This is a genomic window from Vreelandella malpeensis (genome assembly GCF_020622355.1).
GTDB classification, from domain to species: Bacteria; Pseudomonadota; Gammaproteobacteria; order Pseudomonadales; family Halomonadaceae; genus Vreelandella; species Vreelandella malpeensis.
Genome location: NZ_WHVL01000001.1, coordinates 668965 through 685745, shown reverse-complemented (window position 1 = coordinate 685745; position 16781 = coordinate 668965). Strand labels below are relative to the sequence as shown.

At 64.3% G+C, this 16781-nt stretch carries 17 protein-coding genes; 11 read left to right on the top strand and 6 right to left on the bottom strand.

Annotation, left to right across the window (positions count from 1 at the left end; genetic code table 11):
* Positions 1–8 precede the first annotated feature (8 nt).
* Genes GEV37_RS03115 through GEV37_RS03105 form a run of 3 tightly spaced genes read left to right on the top strand, consistent with a single transcriptional unit; the run spans position 9 to position 4282 of the window.
* The gene (locus tag GEV37_RS03115; RefSeq protein ID WP_227388707.1) at positions 9–380 is read left to right on the top strand and encodes a diacylglycerol kinase; all 372 of its coding nucleotides are present in this window, start codon (positions 9–11) and stop codon (positions 378–380) included.
* 51 nt (positions 381–431) lie between these two features.
* Positions 432–3392, top strand: a complete 2961-nt coding sequence (glnE, locus tag GEV37_RS03110; RefSeq protein ID WP_227388706.1) for a bifunctional [glutamate--ammonia ligase]-adenylyl-L-tyrosine phosphorylase/[glutamate--ammonia-ligase] adenylyltransferase — start codon at positions 432–434, stop codon at positions 3390–3392.
* Positions 3389–4282, top strand: coding sequence for an AEC family transporter (locus GEV37_RS03105; protein ID WP_227388705.1), 894 nt, complete (start codon positions 3389–3391; stop codon positions 4280–4282). Before glnE ends, GEV37_RS03105 begins: the two co-directional genes overlap by 4 nt.
* Here GEV37_RS03105 and GEV37_RS03100 read toward each other — a convergent pair.
* On the bottom strand, positions 4279–4629 hold the full coding sequence (locus tag GEV37_RS03100; RefSeq protein WP_227388704.1) for a hypothetical protein: 351 nt from the start codon (positions 4627–4629) through the stop codon (positions 4279–4281). The two genes, GEV37_RS03105 and GEV37_RS03100, sit on opposite strands and share 4 nt — an antisense overlap.
* Here GEV37_RS03100 and GEV37_RS03095 point away from each other — a divergent pair.
* The 3 genes from GEV37_RS03095 to GEV37_RS03085 all read left to right on the top strand — a co-directional run bounded on the left by GEV37_RS03095 (position 4628) and on the right by GEV37_RS03085 (position 7831).
* Complete coding sequence (locus tag GEV37_RS03095; RefSeq protein ID WP_275951394.1) at positions 4628–5821, top strand: methyl-accepting chemotaxis protein; 1194 nt, start codon at positions 4628–4630, stop codon at positions 5819–5821. The genes GEV37_RS03100 and GEV37_RS03095 overlap by 2 nt on opposite strands.
* A 183-nt stretch (positions 5822–6004) precedes the next feature.
* A complete protein-coding gene (locus GEV37_RS03090; protein WP_227388703.1) occupies positions 6005–7636 on the top strand; it encodes a BCCT family transporter in 1632 nt (543 codons plus the stop codon).
* Positions 7637–7684: 48 nt separating this feature from the next.
* On the top strand, positions 7685–7831 hold the full coding sequence (locus GEV37_RS03085; protein WP_227388702.1) for a hypothetical protein: 147 nt from the start codon (positions 7685–7687) through the stop codon (positions 7829–7831).
* A 55-nt stretch (positions 7832–7886) separates the two neighbouring features.
* Here GEV37_RS03085 and GEV37_RS03080 read toward each other — a convergent pair whose 3' ends face one another.
* From GEV37_RS03080 to GEV37_RS03070, 3 genes are read right to left on the bottom strand one after another with little or no spacing between them, the layout of a single operon-like run.
* A complete protein-coding gene (locus GEV37_RS03080; RefSeq protein ID WP_227388701.1) occupies positions 7887–9152 on the bottom strand; it encodes a GGDEF domain-containing protein in 1266 nt (421 codons plus the stop codon).
* Entirely contained in the window at positions 9149–9856 is a 708-nt protein-coding gene (locus tag GEV37_RS03075; protein ID WP_227388700.1) for a substrate-binding periplasmic protein, read from the bottom strand. Before GEV37_RS03075 ends, GEV37_RS03080 begins: the two co-directional genes overlap by 4 nt.
* Positions 9849–10652 (bottom strand): substrate-binding periplasmic protein, encoded by an 804-nt coding sequence (locus GEV37_RS03070; RefSeq protein WP_227388699.1) that lies wholly within the window; start codon positions 10650–10652, stop codon positions 9849–9851. Before GEV37_RS03070 ends, GEV37_RS03075 begins: the two co-directional genes overlap by 8 nt.
* 151 nt (positions 10653–10803) lie before the next feature.
* Here GEV37_RS03070 and GEV37_RS03065 point away from each other — a divergent pair, with 151 nt between their 5' ends.
* From GEV37_RS03065 to GEV37_RS03055, 3 genes are all read left to right on the top strand, one after another.
* Complete coding sequence (locus GEV37_RS03065) at positions 10804–12147, top strand: MFS transporter (RefSeq protein WP_227388698.1); 1344 nt, start codon at positions 10804–10806, stop codon at positions 12145–12147.
* A 10-nt stretch (positions 12148–12157) separates the two neighbouring features.
* On the top strand, positions 12158–12673 hold the full coding sequence (locus tag GEV37_RS03060; protein ID WP_227388697.1) for a retropepsin-like aspartic protease family protein: 516 nt from the start codon (positions 12158–12160) through the stop codon (positions 12671–12673).
* 111 nt (positions 12674–12784) lie between these two features.
* Entirely contained in the window at positions 12785–12964 is a 180-nt protein-coding gene (locus GEV37_RS03055) for a PLDc N-terminal domain-containing protein (protein WP_227388696.1), read from the top strand.
* 115 nt (positions 12965–13079) lie between these two features.
* Here GEV37_RS03055 and GEV37_RS03050 read toward each other — a convergent pair whose 3' ends face one another.
* Positions 13080–13220: a hypothetical protein gene (locus GEV37_RS03050; RefSeq protein ID WP_227388695.1), complete on the bottom strand. Its 141-nt coding sequence runs from the start codon at positions 13218–13220 to the stop codon at positions 13080–13082.
* Between the two features lie 268 nt (positions 13221–13488).
* On the opposite strand from GEV37_RS03050, the gene GEV37_RS03045 reads away from it, so the two are divergent.
* Together GEV37_RS03045 and GEV37_RS03040 are read left to right on the top strand one after the other, a co-directional pair.
* The gene (locus tag GEV37_RS03045) at positions 13489–14196 is read left to right on the top strand and encodes a winged helix-turn-helix domain-containing protein (RefSeq protein WP_227388694.1); all 708 of its coding nucleotides are present in this window, start codon (positions 13489–13491) and stop codon (positions 14194–14196) included.
* A 48-nt stretch (positions 14197–14244) separates the two neighbouring features.
* A complete protein-coding gene (locus GEV37_RS03040; protein ID WP_227388693.1) occupies positions 14245–15852 on the top strand; it encodes an ATP-binding protein in 1608 nt (535 codons plus the stop codon).
* On the opposite strand, the gene GEV37_RS03035 is transcribed toward GEV37_RS03040, so the two are convergent.
* A complete protein-coding gene (locus GEV37_RS03035; protein ID WP_227388692.1) occupies positions 15815–16753 on the bottom strand; it encodes a LysR family transcriptional regulator in 939 nt (312 codons plus the stop codon). The genes GEV37_RS03040 and GEV37_RS03035 overlap by 38 nt on opposite strands.
* Between the last annotated feature and the right edge of the window lie 28 nt (positions 16754–16781).

Here is a 16781-nt window from a genome sequence, read left to right as displayed (position 1 = left end):
ATGAGGCAATGAAGCCAAGGCATACCGGAATCACCCACCTGATACACTCCACGCGCTACTCGTGGAAGGGGCTCAAGGCAGCCTTCGCCAACGAGGCCGCCTTTCGCCAGGAACTGGTGATCTGCGCCATCATGCTGCCGCTGGCCTGGTGGCTGGCGGACACCGCACTCGCCTGGCTGATGCTGGTGGGTAGCCTGTTCATGGTGCTGATCGTCGAACTTCTCAACAGCGCCGTGGAGAACGTGGTGGACCGCATCGGTACCGAGCATCACGAACTCTCCGGGCGGGCCAAGGACATCGGCTCGGCGGCAGTCATGCTGTCGCTGATCGTGGCGGGGCTGACCTGGGGCGTGCTTGGCTGGGTCAAGCTGTTCGGCTAGGCGCTTTTTTCACACCGCGCCGCCTTGCCGGCGCCGGGCAACGAGGTGGCTATGCAGTGGGATGACAAGGTGTACCGGCAGGCGCTTCCCGAGGCGCTCTGGACGAATGGCCGGCAGGCGCTCGAAGCACTCTCAAGCGCCCTCGACAAGGCGGACAACGTCGCCTCGATGACCGACCGGCCGCTGCCTTCGCGCTATTACCAGGCGCTCGACCCCGAAACGACCCGCGCGCTGTGCCGGGTCGTGGGGATTTCCCGCTTCGCCGGTGATACGCTCGCCCGTTTTCCCGACTGGCTCGAGGCGCTGGCGGCGCGCGGCGAGCTCGACGCCACCCCGGCCAGGGCCGAGCTTCGCGCCTGGCTCGAGGCACTGCTCGAGGGCATCGAGGACGAGGAGGCCATGCACCGCGTGATCCGCCGCTTTCGTCGCGCGCGGATGCTCGGCATCGTCTGGCGCGATCTCGAGCGCCCCGCGGGGCTTGGCATGTGGGACACCGCCCGGGCGGTCACCGAGCTGGCCGAGGTGTGCCTCGATGCCGCCCTTGGCTGGCTCGAGGCCTTCTACGCCCCGCGCTGGGGCCGCCCTGCTTTTTGCGCCGACGGTCAACCCCAACGGCTGGTGGTGCTGGGCATGGGCAAGCTCGGCGCCGGCGAGCTCAATCTCTCCTCGGACATCGACCTGATCTTCGCCTTCGCGGAGAAGGGCGAGACCCAGGGCGGGCGCAAGCCGTTGGCCCACCAGGAGTATTTCACCAAGCTCGGCCAGCGTCTGATCGCCGCCCTCGACGCGGTCACCAAGGATGGCTTCGCCTTTCGCGTTGACATGCGCCTGCGCCCGCTGGGCGACGGCGGGCCGCTGGTGGGCAGCTTCTCGATGTTATCGAGCTACTACCAGGACCAGGGGCGCGAGTGGGAGCGCTACGCGATGCTCAAGGCGCGCCCGGTGGCCGGCGATATCGAGGCGGGGCAGGCGCTTCTGGCGAGCCTTCGCCCTTTCGTCTACCGGCGCTATCTCGACTTCGGCGCGATCGAGTCGCTGCGCGAGCTCAAGGCGATGATCAATCGCGAAGTGAAGCGCAAGAGCATGGAGGGCAACATCAAGCTCGGCTCCGGCGGCATTCGCGAGGTCGAGTTCGTCGTCCAGGCGTTCCAGCTGATTCGCGGCGGGCGCGACACCGAGCTCCAGGTCGCCTCGCTCCGGCAGGCGCTCGAACGGCTGCCGGCGCTCGGACTCTTGCCGGAGACGGTGGTCGAGGAACTCGAAGAGGATTACGTGCTGCTGCGCGACGTCGAGCACGCGCTGCAGGCGCTCGACGACCGCCAGACCCAGACGCTGCCCGAGGACGAAAGTGAGCGCGCGCGCATCGCCTGCGCGCTGAACGCCGCCGACTGGCCGGCGCTTGTCGAGCGGCTGGAGGCGGCGCGAGCGCGCGTGCGCCGCCACTTCGACGCGGTGATCGCCGAGCCCGAGGAGGAGCTCGACGGCGAGAGCACTGCAGGCGTCGGGCTCGACGAGTGGCGCCTGCTGTGGCGCGGCGAGCTCGAGGAGGAGGAAGCGCTCGCCAAGCTCGAGGCTGCCGGTTTCGGCGAGCCTGCGGCGGTACTCAAGCGTCTGACCGGGTTCTATCACTCGCGCGCGGTGCAGAGCATGCAGCGCATCGGCTTCGAACGCCTCGATGCCTTGATGCCGCTGCTGCTCGACGCCGTGGCCGAGCATGACGCCCCGAACACCGCGCTCGAACGCGTACAGCCCTTGATCGAGGCGGTGCTGCGCCGCACCGCGTATCTGGCGCTGCTGCGCGAGAATCCCCAGGCGCTCACGCACTTGATCGCGCTGTGTGCGCCGAGCCCGTGGATCGCCCGCCAGCTCGCGCGCTACCCCCTGCTGCTCGACGAGCTGTTGACGCCGGAAACGCTCTATACCCCGGCGGACAAGGCCGCGCTCGCCGACGAGCTGCGCCAGACCCTGAGCCGCCTGCCCGAGGAGGACGAGGAAGCCCAGCTCGAGGCGCTGCGGGTCTTCAAGCACGCCAAAACCCTGCACGTGGCCGCCTCGGACATCGCCGGCACCCGCCATCTGATGAAGGTGAGCGACTATTTGACCTACATCGCCGAGGTGATTCTCGACGCGGTGCTGGCCATGGCCTGGAAGCACGTGGCGAAAAAGCACGGCGTGCCGCCGGGGGCGAGCGAGTTCGAACCGGCGTTTCTGATCGTCGGCTACGGCAAGCTCGGCGGCATCGAACTCGGCTACGGCTCCGACCTGGACCTGGTGTTTCTGCACGACAGTGACGGCAAGGGCGCGACCGACGGCGCCCGGCCGCTGGATACGCCGGTGTTCTATACGCGCCTGGGGCAGCGCATCATCCACCTTCTGACCGCCACCACCCCGGCGGGCAGCCTCTACGAGGTGGACATGCGCCTGCGCCCGTCCGGCAACGCCGGGCTTCTGGTCACCTCGCTCAAGGCCTTTGGCGACTACCAGCGCCAGAACGCCTGGACCTGGGAGCATCAGGCGCTGGTGCGCTCGCGGGTGGTCGCGGGCCCTTCTGCGCTTGCCGAGAAGTTCGACGCGCTGCGTCTCGCACTGCTCGCCCGGCCTCGCGCGCTCGAAACGCTCAAGGCGGACGTGGCGGGCATGCGCCAGAAGATGCGCGATCATCTGGGTACCCGGCCTGTCGACCAGGCGGCGCGCTTCAACCTCAAGCACGACGCCGGCGGCATGGTGGACATCGAGTTCCTCTGCCAGTACGGGGTGCTGGCGCTGGCCGAGAAAACCCCGGCGCTGACCACCCATTCCGACAACATCCGCATTCTGGAATCGCTCGCCGAGCACGGCTACCTGAGCGACGAGGAAGCGCACGCCTTACGCGAGGCGTACCTGGCCTACCGCAGCCGCACTCACCGCGCCGCGTTGACCGGTGACAAGCCCGTGGTGGAGGCGGATCAGCTCGTTGAGCAGCGTGAAACGGTCTCCCGGCTCTGGAAGCGTTTTCTGGGACACGGGGCGTGACCGGCCACATTCTCGCCACGCTCTTGCCGGTGTTTCTAATCGCCGGCGCAGGTGCGCTCTACGGGCGTCTTCGCACGCCGGACATCGGCACGCTCAATACGCTCAACATGGAGCTGTTCGTGCCGCTGCTGGTGTTCGCCGTGTTGGCGGATCGTCAGGCGCCGTTGTCGGACTATGCCTGGCTCGCCGGGGCGGCGGCGGCCGTGGTGCTGGGCTCCGGCGTGGTGCTCTGGCCGCTTGCCCGGTGGCTGGCACTCGATCTTCGGGTCTTCTTGCCGTCGATGATGTTCAACAACTCCGGCAACATGGGCGTACCGCTTTTGCTGCTCGCCTTTGGCGAGGCGGCGCTGCCGGCGGCGGTGGTGGTGTTCATCGTCGAGATGCTGCTGCATTTTTCGGTAGGGCTTTACATGCTCGATCCGCGCACGCCGCTCTGGCGTCTGCTGCGCATGCCGATCGTGGCGGCAAGCATTGCCGGACTTGCCGTCAACATGGGTAACGTGGCGTTGCCGGGGTGGCTGCTGGAGGCGATGCACCTGCTGGGCGGGGTGTGCATTCCGTTGATGCTGTTTGCGCTCGGGGTGCGGCTTCTGGAGGTGGATTTCGGTGACTGGCGCACCGGGCTTCTGGGAGCGCTGCTCTGCCCGTTGTCGGGGCTGGTAGTGGCCTTGCCGCTGATGCTGTGGTTGCCGCTGGACGCCTTGCAGCAGGCGACCCTGCTGATCTTCGCTGCACTCCCACCGGCGGTGCTCAACTATCTGGTGGCGGAGCAGTATGACCTCGCCCCGCAGAAGGTGGCGTCCATCGTGCTGATCGGCAACCTGGGAAGTCTCGTCGTGATGCCCATAGTGCTAGTCGCCACCTTTAGCTGGATACTGGCGCCGCTCTAGCGCTCGTTCTTCACCTCAAAGCTGCCTTCGAGGGTCACATGCTCACCTTTCGCAGGTGAGGCGTGCTCGTGGACATTGCCACCGATATCCTGGGCACGGTCGGCGCGCATCTGCTCCATGCGCTTTTTCATCTTATGGCGCATGAACGGCATCATGGCCCAGCCGACCAGCAGAAAGATCAGCCCGAACACCACTCCGACGATCATCAGGGCACCGAAAGCAAGCCAGACCAGCATAAGCTTCAATGCTCCGAAAAGCCCGGTGGGCTGGGTGTTGGCGGCCCTGGCTCGCCATTGATGGGCGGCCTGCCAGGCTGCGTTTCTCGAGTCGCGGTTCGGGTGTGGCATGAGTGCCTCCGTTGGACGTTTGCCCTCATTGGAACACGGCTTGCCAGATGAGTTCATTATGGCGGCAATCTTGCTGGCCCGTATCTTGCTTTTATTCTTCATAAAAAAAAGGGCTGGCAGTGAAGTCGGTCCAGCACTCAAGGGGATTTGCATGCGCGACAATACCGTTTTGAAACTTGCCCTCGATATCGCAACCATTACGCGTGAAAAGATCGGCATGATCGAGAAGATCATGCAGCAAACGGAGATACTGGCGCTCAACGCGCGAATCGAGGCTGCTCGGGCGGGCAGCAGCGGCGCAGCATTTTCGGTGGTCGCACAGGAGATGGGGCGGGTCTCCGGCGGCATCAATACTATCGCTCGCGACTTTCGACAGCAGGTCGAGGCACATACTGAGAGCATCGAGACTGTCGGGGCGACCATGCTCGAGGAGCTCACCGGGCAGCGCTTCACCGATATTGCTCTAAACGTTGTCGAAATCATCGACCGCAATCTTTTCGAGCGCTCTTGCGACGTACGCTGGTGGGCTACCGACAGCGCGGTGGTGGAGGCTGTCACAATGCCCGATGAGGGTCGCCGTGCTTACGCCAGCCAGCGGCTGGCTACTATCTTGCGCTCATACACGGTGTATCTCGATCTCTGGGTAGTGGATAAGGAGGGGCAAGTGATCGCCAGCGGACGCCCCGAGCGCTATCCCGGCGTACAGGGGAAAAACGTGGCGGGCGAGGCGTGGTTCAAGCGCGCGTTGGCGACCTTGGATGGCGATGCCTTCGCCGTGGCCGACATCGCGAACAATCCGCTACTCAATGAGGCGCCGGCGGCGACTTATGCAGCGGCGATTCGCCAGAGAGGGGAGCGAGATGGCGAGCCTTTGGGGGTGTTGGGTATTTTCTTCGACTGGGCGCCCCAGGCCCAAGCCGTGGTGGAGGGTGCACGGTTCGACGAGCAGGAGAAAGCTCGTAGTCGAGTCATGCTACTCGACGCCGAGGAGCGCATCATTGCCGATACGCGGCCGGACGGCCTGGGCCACCGCTACTCTTTAAAACGTGATAGTCGTATCCGAGGCTACTATGCTGAGGGCGATAAGCTTGTTTGCTTTGCCCGAACGCCGGGTTACGAGACGTATGAGGGGCTCGGTTGGTTCGGCGTGGTGGAATACGATCCAACGCGTCTTGACAAGACTGCATCATAATGAGGCATTCAGCGCCTTGTAATAAAGCATGGAGCGTTCAGGTTTCGCAGCCGCTACGGGGGATTAACTTGGGGTTGTCAAGCGCCTTGAGGAAAAGGGAGGTCTTGCGCGAGACCGTTCGACGAGCGGTGAAAGGCCGCGAACGCGTATAGATGATTCAACGAGGGACAACAGGGAGAGAGCATGTCCAATCATGGCGGCAAGACGGTCTTCATCGCGTCCGCGGTCATCATCTTTGCACTGGTGGTGGTCGGCGCGATATTTCCGGACAATTTCGGCGCGGGTGCCGAGGCGGCCCTCGGGGCGATCACTCACTACATGGGGTGGTTCTACCTGATTTCGGTATTCGGTTTCGTGGTCTTTCTGTTCGCGCTCGCGTTCAGCAAATATGGCAAGGTGCGCCTCGGCCCACAGGACAGTCGTCCCGACTACAGTTTCTTCTCCTGGGTAAGCATGCTGCTGGCGGCAGGCTTCGGGGTGGGGCTGGTGTTCTACGGCATGGCCGAGCCCATGAGCCACTACATCGAGCCGCCCTACGGGGATGTCGAGGCTGAGACCGAAGCGGCGGCGCGCTACGCCATCCAGTACAGCTACTTCAACTGGGGCATTCATCAGTGGGCGGCGTTTTCGGTGGTCGGACTGATCATCGCCTACTTCCAGTTTCGCAAGGGACGCGCGGGGCTGGTCTCCTCGGTACTGTCGTCGATGACCGCCAAGAAGCCCTGGCTTCGCCCCTACAGCGCCTGGCTCGACGTGTTCGCCGTGGTGGCGACGGTCATGGGGGTCGCGACCTCGCTGGGCCTTGGCGTCTTGCAGATGAACGGCGGGCTGAACGCGGTGTTCGGGCTGCCGGAAAGCACGCTCTGGCAGTTCATCATCCTCTCGGTGATGTTCTGCGCCTACATGCTTTCCACCTGGTCGGGACTCGATAAGGGGATCAAGCGGCTTTCGAACTTGAACCTGTCGCTCTGTATTGGCCTCATGGTCTACATCCTCGTCACCGGTCCGACGGTCGCCATTCTCGAAACCATCACAATGGGTATCGGCGACTACCTGCAGAACTTCATCGGCATGAGTCTGCGCATATCACCCTACAGCGGCAACGAGTGGGCGAGCAGCTGGACGATCTTCTACTGGGCCTGGGTGATTGCCTGGTCGCCCTTCGTCGGCACTTTCGTTGCCCGCGTGTCGCGCGGGCGCACCATCAAGGAGTACGTGTTCGGCGTGCTGATCATGCCGCCGCTGCTTGCTTGCCTGTGGATCGGCGTGTTCGGTGGTGCGGCGCTCAACATGGAACTCAACGGCGATAGCGTCGGTCTGGCTGCCGCCACCGAGGAGAACATCACCGTGGCGCTGTTCAGGATGTACGAGCTGATGCCGTTCACCAGCGTCATCTCGCTGGTGTCGATTCTCTTGATCTTCATTTTCCTGGTGACGTCAGCGGACTCGGCGTCCTATATCGTGGCGCAGATGACCGACAACGGCTCGATCAACCCACCGCTCTACAAGCGGGTCATCTGGGGGGTGCTGATCGCGGCGATCTGCCTGACCCTCATCGCGGCGGGTGGCTTGACCGGCCTTCAGTCGGCGGCGGTACTGGCGGCGCTGCCGTTCACGTTCATCTTGTACCTGATGGTGTACGTGTTGATGCGCGAGCTGCGCGCCGATCGCAAGGCAATGCTCACCCAGCTCTATCGTCGTCATGGCGACACGCCCGTCGGGGCAGATGCCTTCGAGGCCGAGGAGTTGAGCGAGGAAGAGCAGGAGCGCCTGCGCCGTGCGCCGGTCGTGGTCAACCGCCGCATCAGGGGCTAAACTTTGTTTTTCGCTGGCTCGCTAGAGCGCTCACAGGAGTACGCGCCCATGGCACGACAACGCCACGGCGCCACGCGGAGGCAGCCCAAGGGGGCCGCCTTCGACCGCTGGCTGGATCTGGTGGTCATCGTGGCCGTGATGACGGCGATGGTCGTCGGGCTGTCCGCCGTTCTTGCCCACTGGCTACTGACCTGAAACGCCGGGATTGAGGTGCTCGATCCCGGCGTCCTTCTCTGGGCCATTCCCCGCTCTACACCGATATGAACGCCTCTATACGGTTGCGACCGCGATTCTTCGCTTCGTAGAGCCGGGCGTCCGCCTCGTTCAGGAGCCGATCCGGACTCTCGCCAGGGGTGGGGCGGACACTGGCTACCCCCATGCTAATGGTCAGGACGCTGTCTGCCGCGCCTCGCGCATGGGGGATCGCCAGCGCCATCACTGCCTGGCGCATATGGTTGGCGCGCGAGAGCGCCCCGTGTATGTCCTTGCCCGGCAGCACGCAAACGAACTCCTCGCCGCCGTAGCGCGCCAGCAGATCGCTTTGTGAATCGATGCAGCGATCGAGCGCTTTCGCCACGCGCTTGAGCGTATCGTCGCCCAGAGTGTGGCCGTAGTGGTCGTTGAAGGCCTTGAAGCTGTCGATATCGATGAAAATTACCGCGATGGGGGCATGGGTCGCCGCTGCCTGCTCCCACTGGTGGGCCAGGAAGGTGTCGAAGTAGCGCCGGTTGGCGATGCCGGTGAGCCCATCGTGGCGCGACAGCCGGTGCAGGTGGTCGCGCTGCTCCAGGCCACGCTGGAACTCGTGCAGCAGGTGATCAACGCTCTCGACGAGATGGCCCAGCTCGTCGTCGCGATGCCCGCGCAGGGTGGGCTTGGGCCAGCGGGCCGGATGCGCCGGATCGGTCTGGCTGATGGCAGCGTGCACCTTGAGCAGCGGCCGCGTGATGTAGACGTGAAAGAAGGCGATGAACAGGCTGCTCAGCAAAAACGCCTCGACGATGCTGACGCCGACCACGCTGTAGCCGCGGGCAAGAAACTGCGCGGTGAGGTAGCGCTGGTCGAGCGTCAGCTGGATATCGCCCACCCGCGAGGTGGGCAGGGTATCGTCCAGGTGATAGCGAAGCGGCGTCCGGTAGTCGAGGATGTCGCCGAACAGCGCCTCGGCCAGCCAGCTCGGCGGCGGGGTAGGGGACTCGAAGGTGGCCAGCGTGCGGCCGAAGTCGTCCTGAATCGCCACGAAAGCGATGTCGTCGTCGTTGAACAAACCCAAGGCGATCTGCTCCGCCAGTTGCGGGTTGAGCTGGAAGGCGGCCTCCGCCGCCGCGCCGTTGATGATCGCCAGCTGCTGCTGGGTGCGCTGCTCGATGCTGGCGCGCATGCTCTTGGCATGGCTGAGCAACTCGAGACTGCCGGCGACCAGGCTGATCAGCGTGGCGATCAAGAGCGTCAGTAGCGCCTGCTTGAGCGTCAAACGGCCCTTTATCAGCGCGCCCCGAGGCAGCCTTGAACTCATGGGGGGGCCTCGAGCGCCGTTTGCAGGCGCTCCATCACCTCGCCGGGAACGTCAGCATGACAGGCGAGATAGAGCGGCGTGCGGGCGAAGGTGAAGCGATGGTCGATGGCGACGTTCTGCTCGGCGGCCAGGAACGTTGCCGTTGCCCGACCGGAGACGAGCACGTCGATCAGCCCCGCCTTGAGACGGGCCATGTTCACTCGCTCGCTGGGCGCACGCAGCACCCGGATGCCTTGCTCTTCCACGTAGTCGCCGATGGCGTCCTCGAGAAACCCGCCGACGCGAAGCCCGTCCAGCTCCTCGAGTCGCGTCAGATCCTCGAAGCGCCCCGCCAGGGTGAGCACCGACCATTCGTTGATCACCAGTGGCCCTGCCCAGCGAAACAGCGCCTCGCGCGCCGGTGTCCGCGTGGTCGAGTAAACGCAGTGGTCGGGCCTGAACCGGGCCTCGGTATAGGCGCGCGCCCAAGGCAGGATGACGAAGCGAGCATCGATGCCGGCGCTTGCCACGGCGTGGCGCAGGCGCTGGGTGGCGAGTCCCGCGATCTTTCCGTCGCGTTCGTGATTGAACGGCGGATACTCCTCGGTATTGAGAGTCAGGAAATGGTAGGCGGGTGTCGACTGGGCAGTCACCTGTGTACTCGCAAGCATCATGGTCATCATCAAAAGCACAGGTGAAAGGATACGGGCGCTTGGGCTACTCATCCTGATACACCGCTTGGTGAATATCAAGTCCACTTAGCTCCTCGATCGCCTGCTTGAAGCGGGCGATCAGCGCCGGGTCGCTCTCCTTGTTGATGGCGAAGTAGAGCGGGTAGTCGCTCAGGAGGTAGACCGACTCGAGGACGGAAGACGAGTAGCCGGCGCGCTCGGCAATCCAGTCGGCGACCCGGCCGCTGTAGGCCCACAGGTCGACGCGCTCGTTCATCAGCATGAACAGCGCGCTCTGGTTGTCCAGCGCCCGGTGGATTAAACGTTCGGGGTAGCCCGCCTCTGCTAGACTGGTGTCACCGATATCCTCGCGAATGACCACCACGCTCAGGTTCTGCAGGATGGCCTCCTCGAGTGTCTGGATGTCGATGGCCGCTTCGCGACGGGCAAGCAGCGCCACGGGATCGATATCGATGGGGCCGGCCCAGTGAAAAAGTGCCTCGCGCGATGGCGTCTTGGTGGTGGAAAAGAGCACGGTGTTCGGCGTCTGCAGGGTAAGGTTGTAAGCCCTGACCCAGGGGTAGCTATGGATGTGGGCGTTCTCGAAGGGTGCCTGGGTATGGTGGAACAGCCGCTGCAGCAAATCGATCGTACGGCCCTTCACGATGCCCTGCTGGAGGTAGTTGTAGGGGGGATACTCCTCGGTGACATAGGTAAAGGCGGAAAGCGACAGGGGCTCGGCTCGGGCGGGCACGTCGGCAAGCGCGCCCGTTGCCAGTGCCAGACCGATGACGACGCGCGATGTCCGCTGGAAAAACCGGTTCGTTCTTATGTCGAGCCCACGCGTCATCAAGTAGTATCCCGGTCTGACCCTCTTGAAAAAAGTTAGAGCAACTCGCCGACCCTGTCATCTCCTTTTTGCCGGCCGGTGATCCACCGATTGCACGAGAGTTTCTATGTCCGTAGAACCAGTGTCCGCAGAACCTGTGTCCGCAGCGCCTATGTCCGCAGAGCGAGCTGAAAAAGCGCCCAGGCGCGCCTCGCGCCGCGAGATATTCGGCTGGGCGATGTTCGACTTCGCCAACCAGGCCTATACGCTGTTGATCATCACGGTGGTCTTCGGCGAGCTTTTCACCACCGTCATCGTCGGTGACCGGGGCGATGGCTTTCGGCTGGCCAACTTCCTGTGGAGCCTGGCGCTGGCAGCGAGCTATTTGATGGTGGTGGTCTCGGCGCCCTTGTGCGGTGCCATCATGGACTATCGCGCCGAGAAAAAGCGCTTTCTCTTCGCAAGCTATATGGCGACGGTGGCCACCACCGCCATGCTCTACTTCGTCGAGCCCGGCTTCGTCGTGGCGGGGCTTTTGCTGATCGTGCTTTCCAACTACGCCTACTCCATGGGCGAGTCGTTCATCGCCGCCTTCCTGCCCGAGCTCGGCCCGCCGGAGTCGCTGGGCAAGATCTCCGGGTTCGGCTGGGCGCTTGGCTATATCGGGGGGCTGTTCGCCGCAGGCTTCACGCTGGTGGCCCTGGGCGAGGCGACGGCGGCCAACTTCGAGCGCATTCGCTGGGTCGGGCCCTTTGCCGCGGGGTTTTTCCTGGTCGCGGCGATCCCCACGTTTTTGTGGCTGAAGGAGCGCGGTACGCCCAGGCCCGGCGGCGTCTCCTACCGTGCCATCGCCAAGCGTCAGGTGCTGGGCACGCTCGACGAGCTTCGCCACTTCAAGGACCTGACCCGCTTTCTGGTGTCGCTGCTGTTCTCGATGGCCGGGGTCTACATCATCATCGCCTTCGCCTTCATCTACGGTGCTCAGGTGATCGGCTGGGACGAGAGCGTGCGCAACATCATGTTCATCGTCGTGCAGGTGACCGCCGCCGCCGGGGCGCTGGGCTTCGGCTTTCTTCAGGACCGGATCGGCGCCAAGCGCACCTACCAGATGACCCTGGCGCTCTGGGTGCTGGCGATCCTGGCGATCTGGGCGACGCCGGAGCTGACCGCCTGGGCCAACGCCGCCTTCGGCTGGCAGTGGCAGGCTCAGTACGTATTTCTTTACGTGGGGTGCCTGGCCGGGCTGAGCCTGGGCTCGAGTCAGTCCGCCAGCCGCGCCCTGGTGGGCGTGTTCTCGCCGCAGCCCAAATCGGCCGAGTTTTTCGGCTTCTGGGGGCTCTCCAACAAGCTCGCGGGGGTGCTGGGCATCGTCATGCTGGGCGTGCTGCAGGCGCTGGTCGGCCTGCAAGCGTCTATTCTTCTATGTGCGGGACTGTTCATCATCGCCATGCTGATCTGTGTCGGGGTCGACGAGCGCCGGGGTCGACGAGCAGCGCTTGACTGGGAAGGCCCCTGAGGAGGGACGAATGAGATCGCTCGATGCCCAGCGCGGCGGGATCGTGATGATGCTGCTGTTCTGGATCGTGCTGCTGGGCGCGGGAACCTGGCTGATCGACGGCGGCTTCACCAAGCTCAGCACTCCCAATGCCCACGTGGTGAACGCCTCGCCCGATGGCGCGCCGGTGACGCTCAAGCGCAACCGCTCCGGGCACTTCGAGGCGCCCGGCGAGATCAATGGCGAGCCGGTGACCTTCTTGCTCGATACCGGCGCGACCTACGTCAACGTGCCCCAGGAGCTCGCCGCTCGCCTAGCGCTGGTCCCTGGGCGCAGCGCCTGGTTCAATACCGCCAACGGTCGGGTGCAGGGCAACCTGACCGAGCTCGACGAAGTGGTGCTGGGCGGTCTGCGTGCGCAGAGCGTGCAGGGGTCGATTAGCCCCGGCATGGAGCATGATACGGTGCTGCTGGGCATGAGCTTTCTGAATTTGTTCGCCATCGAAATGGCCGACGGCGAGATGCGCCTGCGCCTGCCCGCGCCGTGAGGCTCGCATGTCGTCGAGGAAGTGCTATGCTGTTCGACGTAAGGATACCAACCCATCGATGTCGAGGTATGGTTAACCCCTATCGATGTCGACCGATCAAGGAGAACGATTATGGGTATTGAAGTCGGCGGATTGCTGGGACTCATCTGGCTCGTCATTGTCATCTGGGCCATCGTCAAGGTCGCCAAGAGCCCGGCGAGCAGCCTCGCCAAGCTGGTCTGGATTCTGGTGCTGCTGATCTTCCCGCTCGTGGGGTTGATCGCCTGGTTCCTGTTCGGTCCCAAGGGATAGCGCGAGCGAACGCACGAAATACTCGCCATACATGAGAAAACGAGAAAGCAGGCCTTCGGGCCTGCTTTCTCGTTGGTGCTTGTCCTTGGCGTATGACCGCGCCGCGAGCGCTCGATCAGTGCTGAGAGCCGCTCTCTTCATTAGGCGGCGCCTTGTAGTGCCCTGGAATGGTCAGTTTTTCACCGTTGGGTAGATCCCGCACCTGGGTGGGTACGTAGACACGCTTGATGACGCTTTTGGCCTTCTGATTGCCCATTGCCTCCTCCTGCCGCTTCAGAAATCACGGTTGACAGCTTGCCCGGTCAACATTAGACCTCAATAAAACAAGAATCAAGCGTCGAAAAGTGGCGCATGACGGGCGACAGGGGCGCCATTTGTCGTCGTGGCGCCACCGGATCTTGCAATTTCGCTCGCCAACGTTAATAAAGAGTAAGCAAGTGTTACTATTGATCGTTTGGCGATATCGCCGAGCCATCATTCGACCACTGGGAGCATCACCATGACCGAGGGAACGGGAGCCGACCATGATTGACCATCCCGATCAAGACCACGTGCTGATCATCGAAGATGACAAGCGCCTGGCCGAGCTCACCCGGGACTACCTGGAGAACAACGGTTTCCGGGTGACCATCGAGGCCGACGGCGCCAAGGGCGTCGAGCGCATCATGGAGCTTGCGCCGGACCTGGTCATCCTCGACCTGATGCTCCCTGGCGAAGATGGACTGTCGATCTGCCGTCGGGTGCGACCCAATTTCGCAGGCCCCATCATGATGCTGACCGCGCGCACCGACGATCTCGACCAGGTGCTGGGGCTCGAGATGGGCGCCGACGACTACGTGCCCAAGCCGGTGCAGCCTCGGGTGCTGCTGGCGCGCATGCGGGCACTGTTGCGCCGCGCCGACGCGCCGGCTGCCCCCAACGGTGAAGTGCGCCTGCAGTTCTCCAACCTCGAGATCGATAGCGCCACTCGCGAGGCGTGGCTCGACGGCGAGCGCATCGACCTGACCAGCGCCGAGTTCGACCTGCTCTGGCTGCTGGCCCGCAACGCCGGCACCGTCTTGACCCGCGAGGAGATCTTCAACGACCTGCGCGGTATCAAGTACGATGGCCAGGATCGCTCGATCGACGTGCGCGTCTCGCGCATTCGGCCGAAGATCGGCGACGACCCCCACCAGCCCCATCGTATCAAGACGGTGCGCAGCAAGGGCTATCTGTTCGTCAAGGATAGCTAGGATGCGAGTGCGTTCGGCGGTTTTCGCCGCATCGAAGAGGTAAGCGAGATGTCGCGCGTGCTCGGCCATGGCTCCTTTCTGCGGTTCTACGTCCTGCTGGGGCTTTCGCTGTGCGTGGTGTTCTTGCTGACCATCGGCGGGCGCACCTTCATCGAGCAGGTGCGCCGGGAAGAGTTTCGCGAAAAGATGGCGAGCCTTCCGATGACGCTGATGACCGAACAGCTCGCTGCACTGCCGCCTGCGCGCCGCGAGGCGCGCCTGAACATCTTTGCCCAGCAGCTCGGCATGCAGCTGGCGCTGCGACCCTTCGATGGCGCCGAGCTGAACTACTTCGAGAAGGCGCGCCTGAAGCGCGGCGGCATCCTGATCGACGAGGAGCCCTGGCAGTTGCGCCAGCGCCTCCCCGACGACGGCGTGTCACCGAGCAGCGTGTTGAGCGCGACCTTCGTCGGCTGGAGCGAGCGGCAGTGGCAGGGCAGCCTGGTCGCGCTCGGCGAGTGGCTTTCGCGCACGCCCTATGCCGAGCGGCCCGAGCTGCTCTCACGCCTGCACTCGACTGGCTGGCCTTTGACCTTACTCACCGCGCTTCCCGAGGATCTGACACCCGCCCAGCGCCAACAGCTCGTTCGCGGTGAGGTAGTGATGCGTCTGGTGACCGAGCAACTGTCGCTGGCATTCTTCTATCAGGTGCCGGGCAACGAGCAGTGGCTCAAGGCCGGACCCATCGCCCGGCGCGAGACGCTGCCCTTGAGCCTTCATCTGCCGCTGCTGATCGGCGTGATGGTGGTGCTGAGTCTGATCATCTATCTCATCATGCGCAGCATCGAAGCGCGCATGGCGCGCCTGGAACTTGCCGCTACGCGCATCGCCAGCGGCCGGCTGGAGACCCGGGTGAAGGTCGAGAGCGGCGACTTCCTGGGCCGGCTGGGCATGGCATTCAACGCCATGGCAAGCCAGGTGCAGACGCTGCTCAAGGGGCAGCAGGAGATGATCCGCGCGGTCTCCCACGAGCTTCGAACGCCGGTGGCACGGATTCGCTTCGCGGTGCAGATGGTCGAAGACATGACCGAGGAGCCGGCGATTCGCCGCCAGCTCCAGGGCATCGATGCCGATATCGCCGAGCTCGACGACCTGGTCGACGAGATCCTGACCTACGCCCGCCTGGGCGGCGGGCCGGGCCACGGCGACGAACTCGACATGGCGCCGGTAGAGTGCTGCGCCATGGCCCACCGGGTGATCGACGCGCTCACCCCGCTCCACAAGTCGCTGACGCTCAAACTCGAGGCCGATGGCGAGGTCGAGCTTCTGGCCGAGCCGCGCTACCTGCAGCGTGCGCTGCAGAATCTGGTGAGCAACGCCTGCCGCTACGGACGTACTCAGGTCGTCATCCGCCTCTGGGACGAGCCGCACCTGGTGCGCATCGACGTCGAGGACGATGGGCCTGGCATTCCGATGGAGGCGCGCGGCGATATCTTCAAGCCCTTCGCGCGGCTCGATGACAGCCGTGCGCGCAGCTCCGGCGGCTATGGGCTGGGGCTCTCCATCGTCCACAAGGTGATGAGCGGCCACGGCGGCAGTGTCACCATCGACGAGAGCCCGACCCTCGGCGGGGCACGCTTTACGCTTCTGATTCCTCGTCGTGACCCGCCGGCTTGATGCCGCTGAGCACCGCAAACGACGTTTCCCGCGCAGTGCGCAGGAAATCCTTCATCCAGGGCGTATGGCGCGTCTCCTCGCGAATCGCGGCGAACAGCGTGCTCCAGATCCCCGACTCGCCGAGCTTCACGGCGCTCACGTAGGCGCGCTCAAGATACTCGGTCAACGCCCAGTTGGGCAGCGCGCATACCCCGCGACCGCTGGCCACCAGCTGCATCATCATGATGGTCAGCTCGGCAGTGCGAATCTCCTTGGGGCGCACCTCGGCCGGGGTCAAAAACTGGGTGAAGACATCGAGGCGGGTGTGCTCGACCGGGTAGGTGATCAGCGTTTCGCCGGCCAGTGCCTCGGGCTCGATGAACGCCTTCTGGGCAAACGGGTGTTGACGGGCCACGGCCAGCAGCCCCTCATAGCGAAACAGCGGCGCGTAGTGGATGCCCTCGATGGGCTGCGGGTCGGCGGTGATCACCAAGTCGAGCTGCTCGCGGGCCAGCGCCGGCAGCGGGTCGAAGTGGTGGCCGCTGGGGATGTCGATCTCGATCTCCGGCCAGTGATCGCGAAAGTAGTCCACTGTCGGCATCAGCCACTGGAAGCAGCTGTGGCACTCGATCGCCATGTGCAGGCGCCCCTGCTCGGTACCGGCCAGGCGGGCCAGGTCGCGCTCGGCGCGGCGCACCGATGGCAGCAGTTCGTCGGCCAGGGCGAGAAGACGAAGACCCGCCCGGGTGAACTCGACCGGGCGGGTCTTGCGCACGAACAGCGGCCCCGCCACGCGGTGCTCGAGATCCTTCAACTGGTGAGAGAGTGCCGACTGGGTCAGATGGACGCGCTCGGCGGCCTCGACCAGCGAGCCGGTTTCGCGCAGCGCAACCAAGGTGCGCAGGTGACGTAGTTCGATCATGGGCAAGGTTCACGGTTCGAACCGGCTC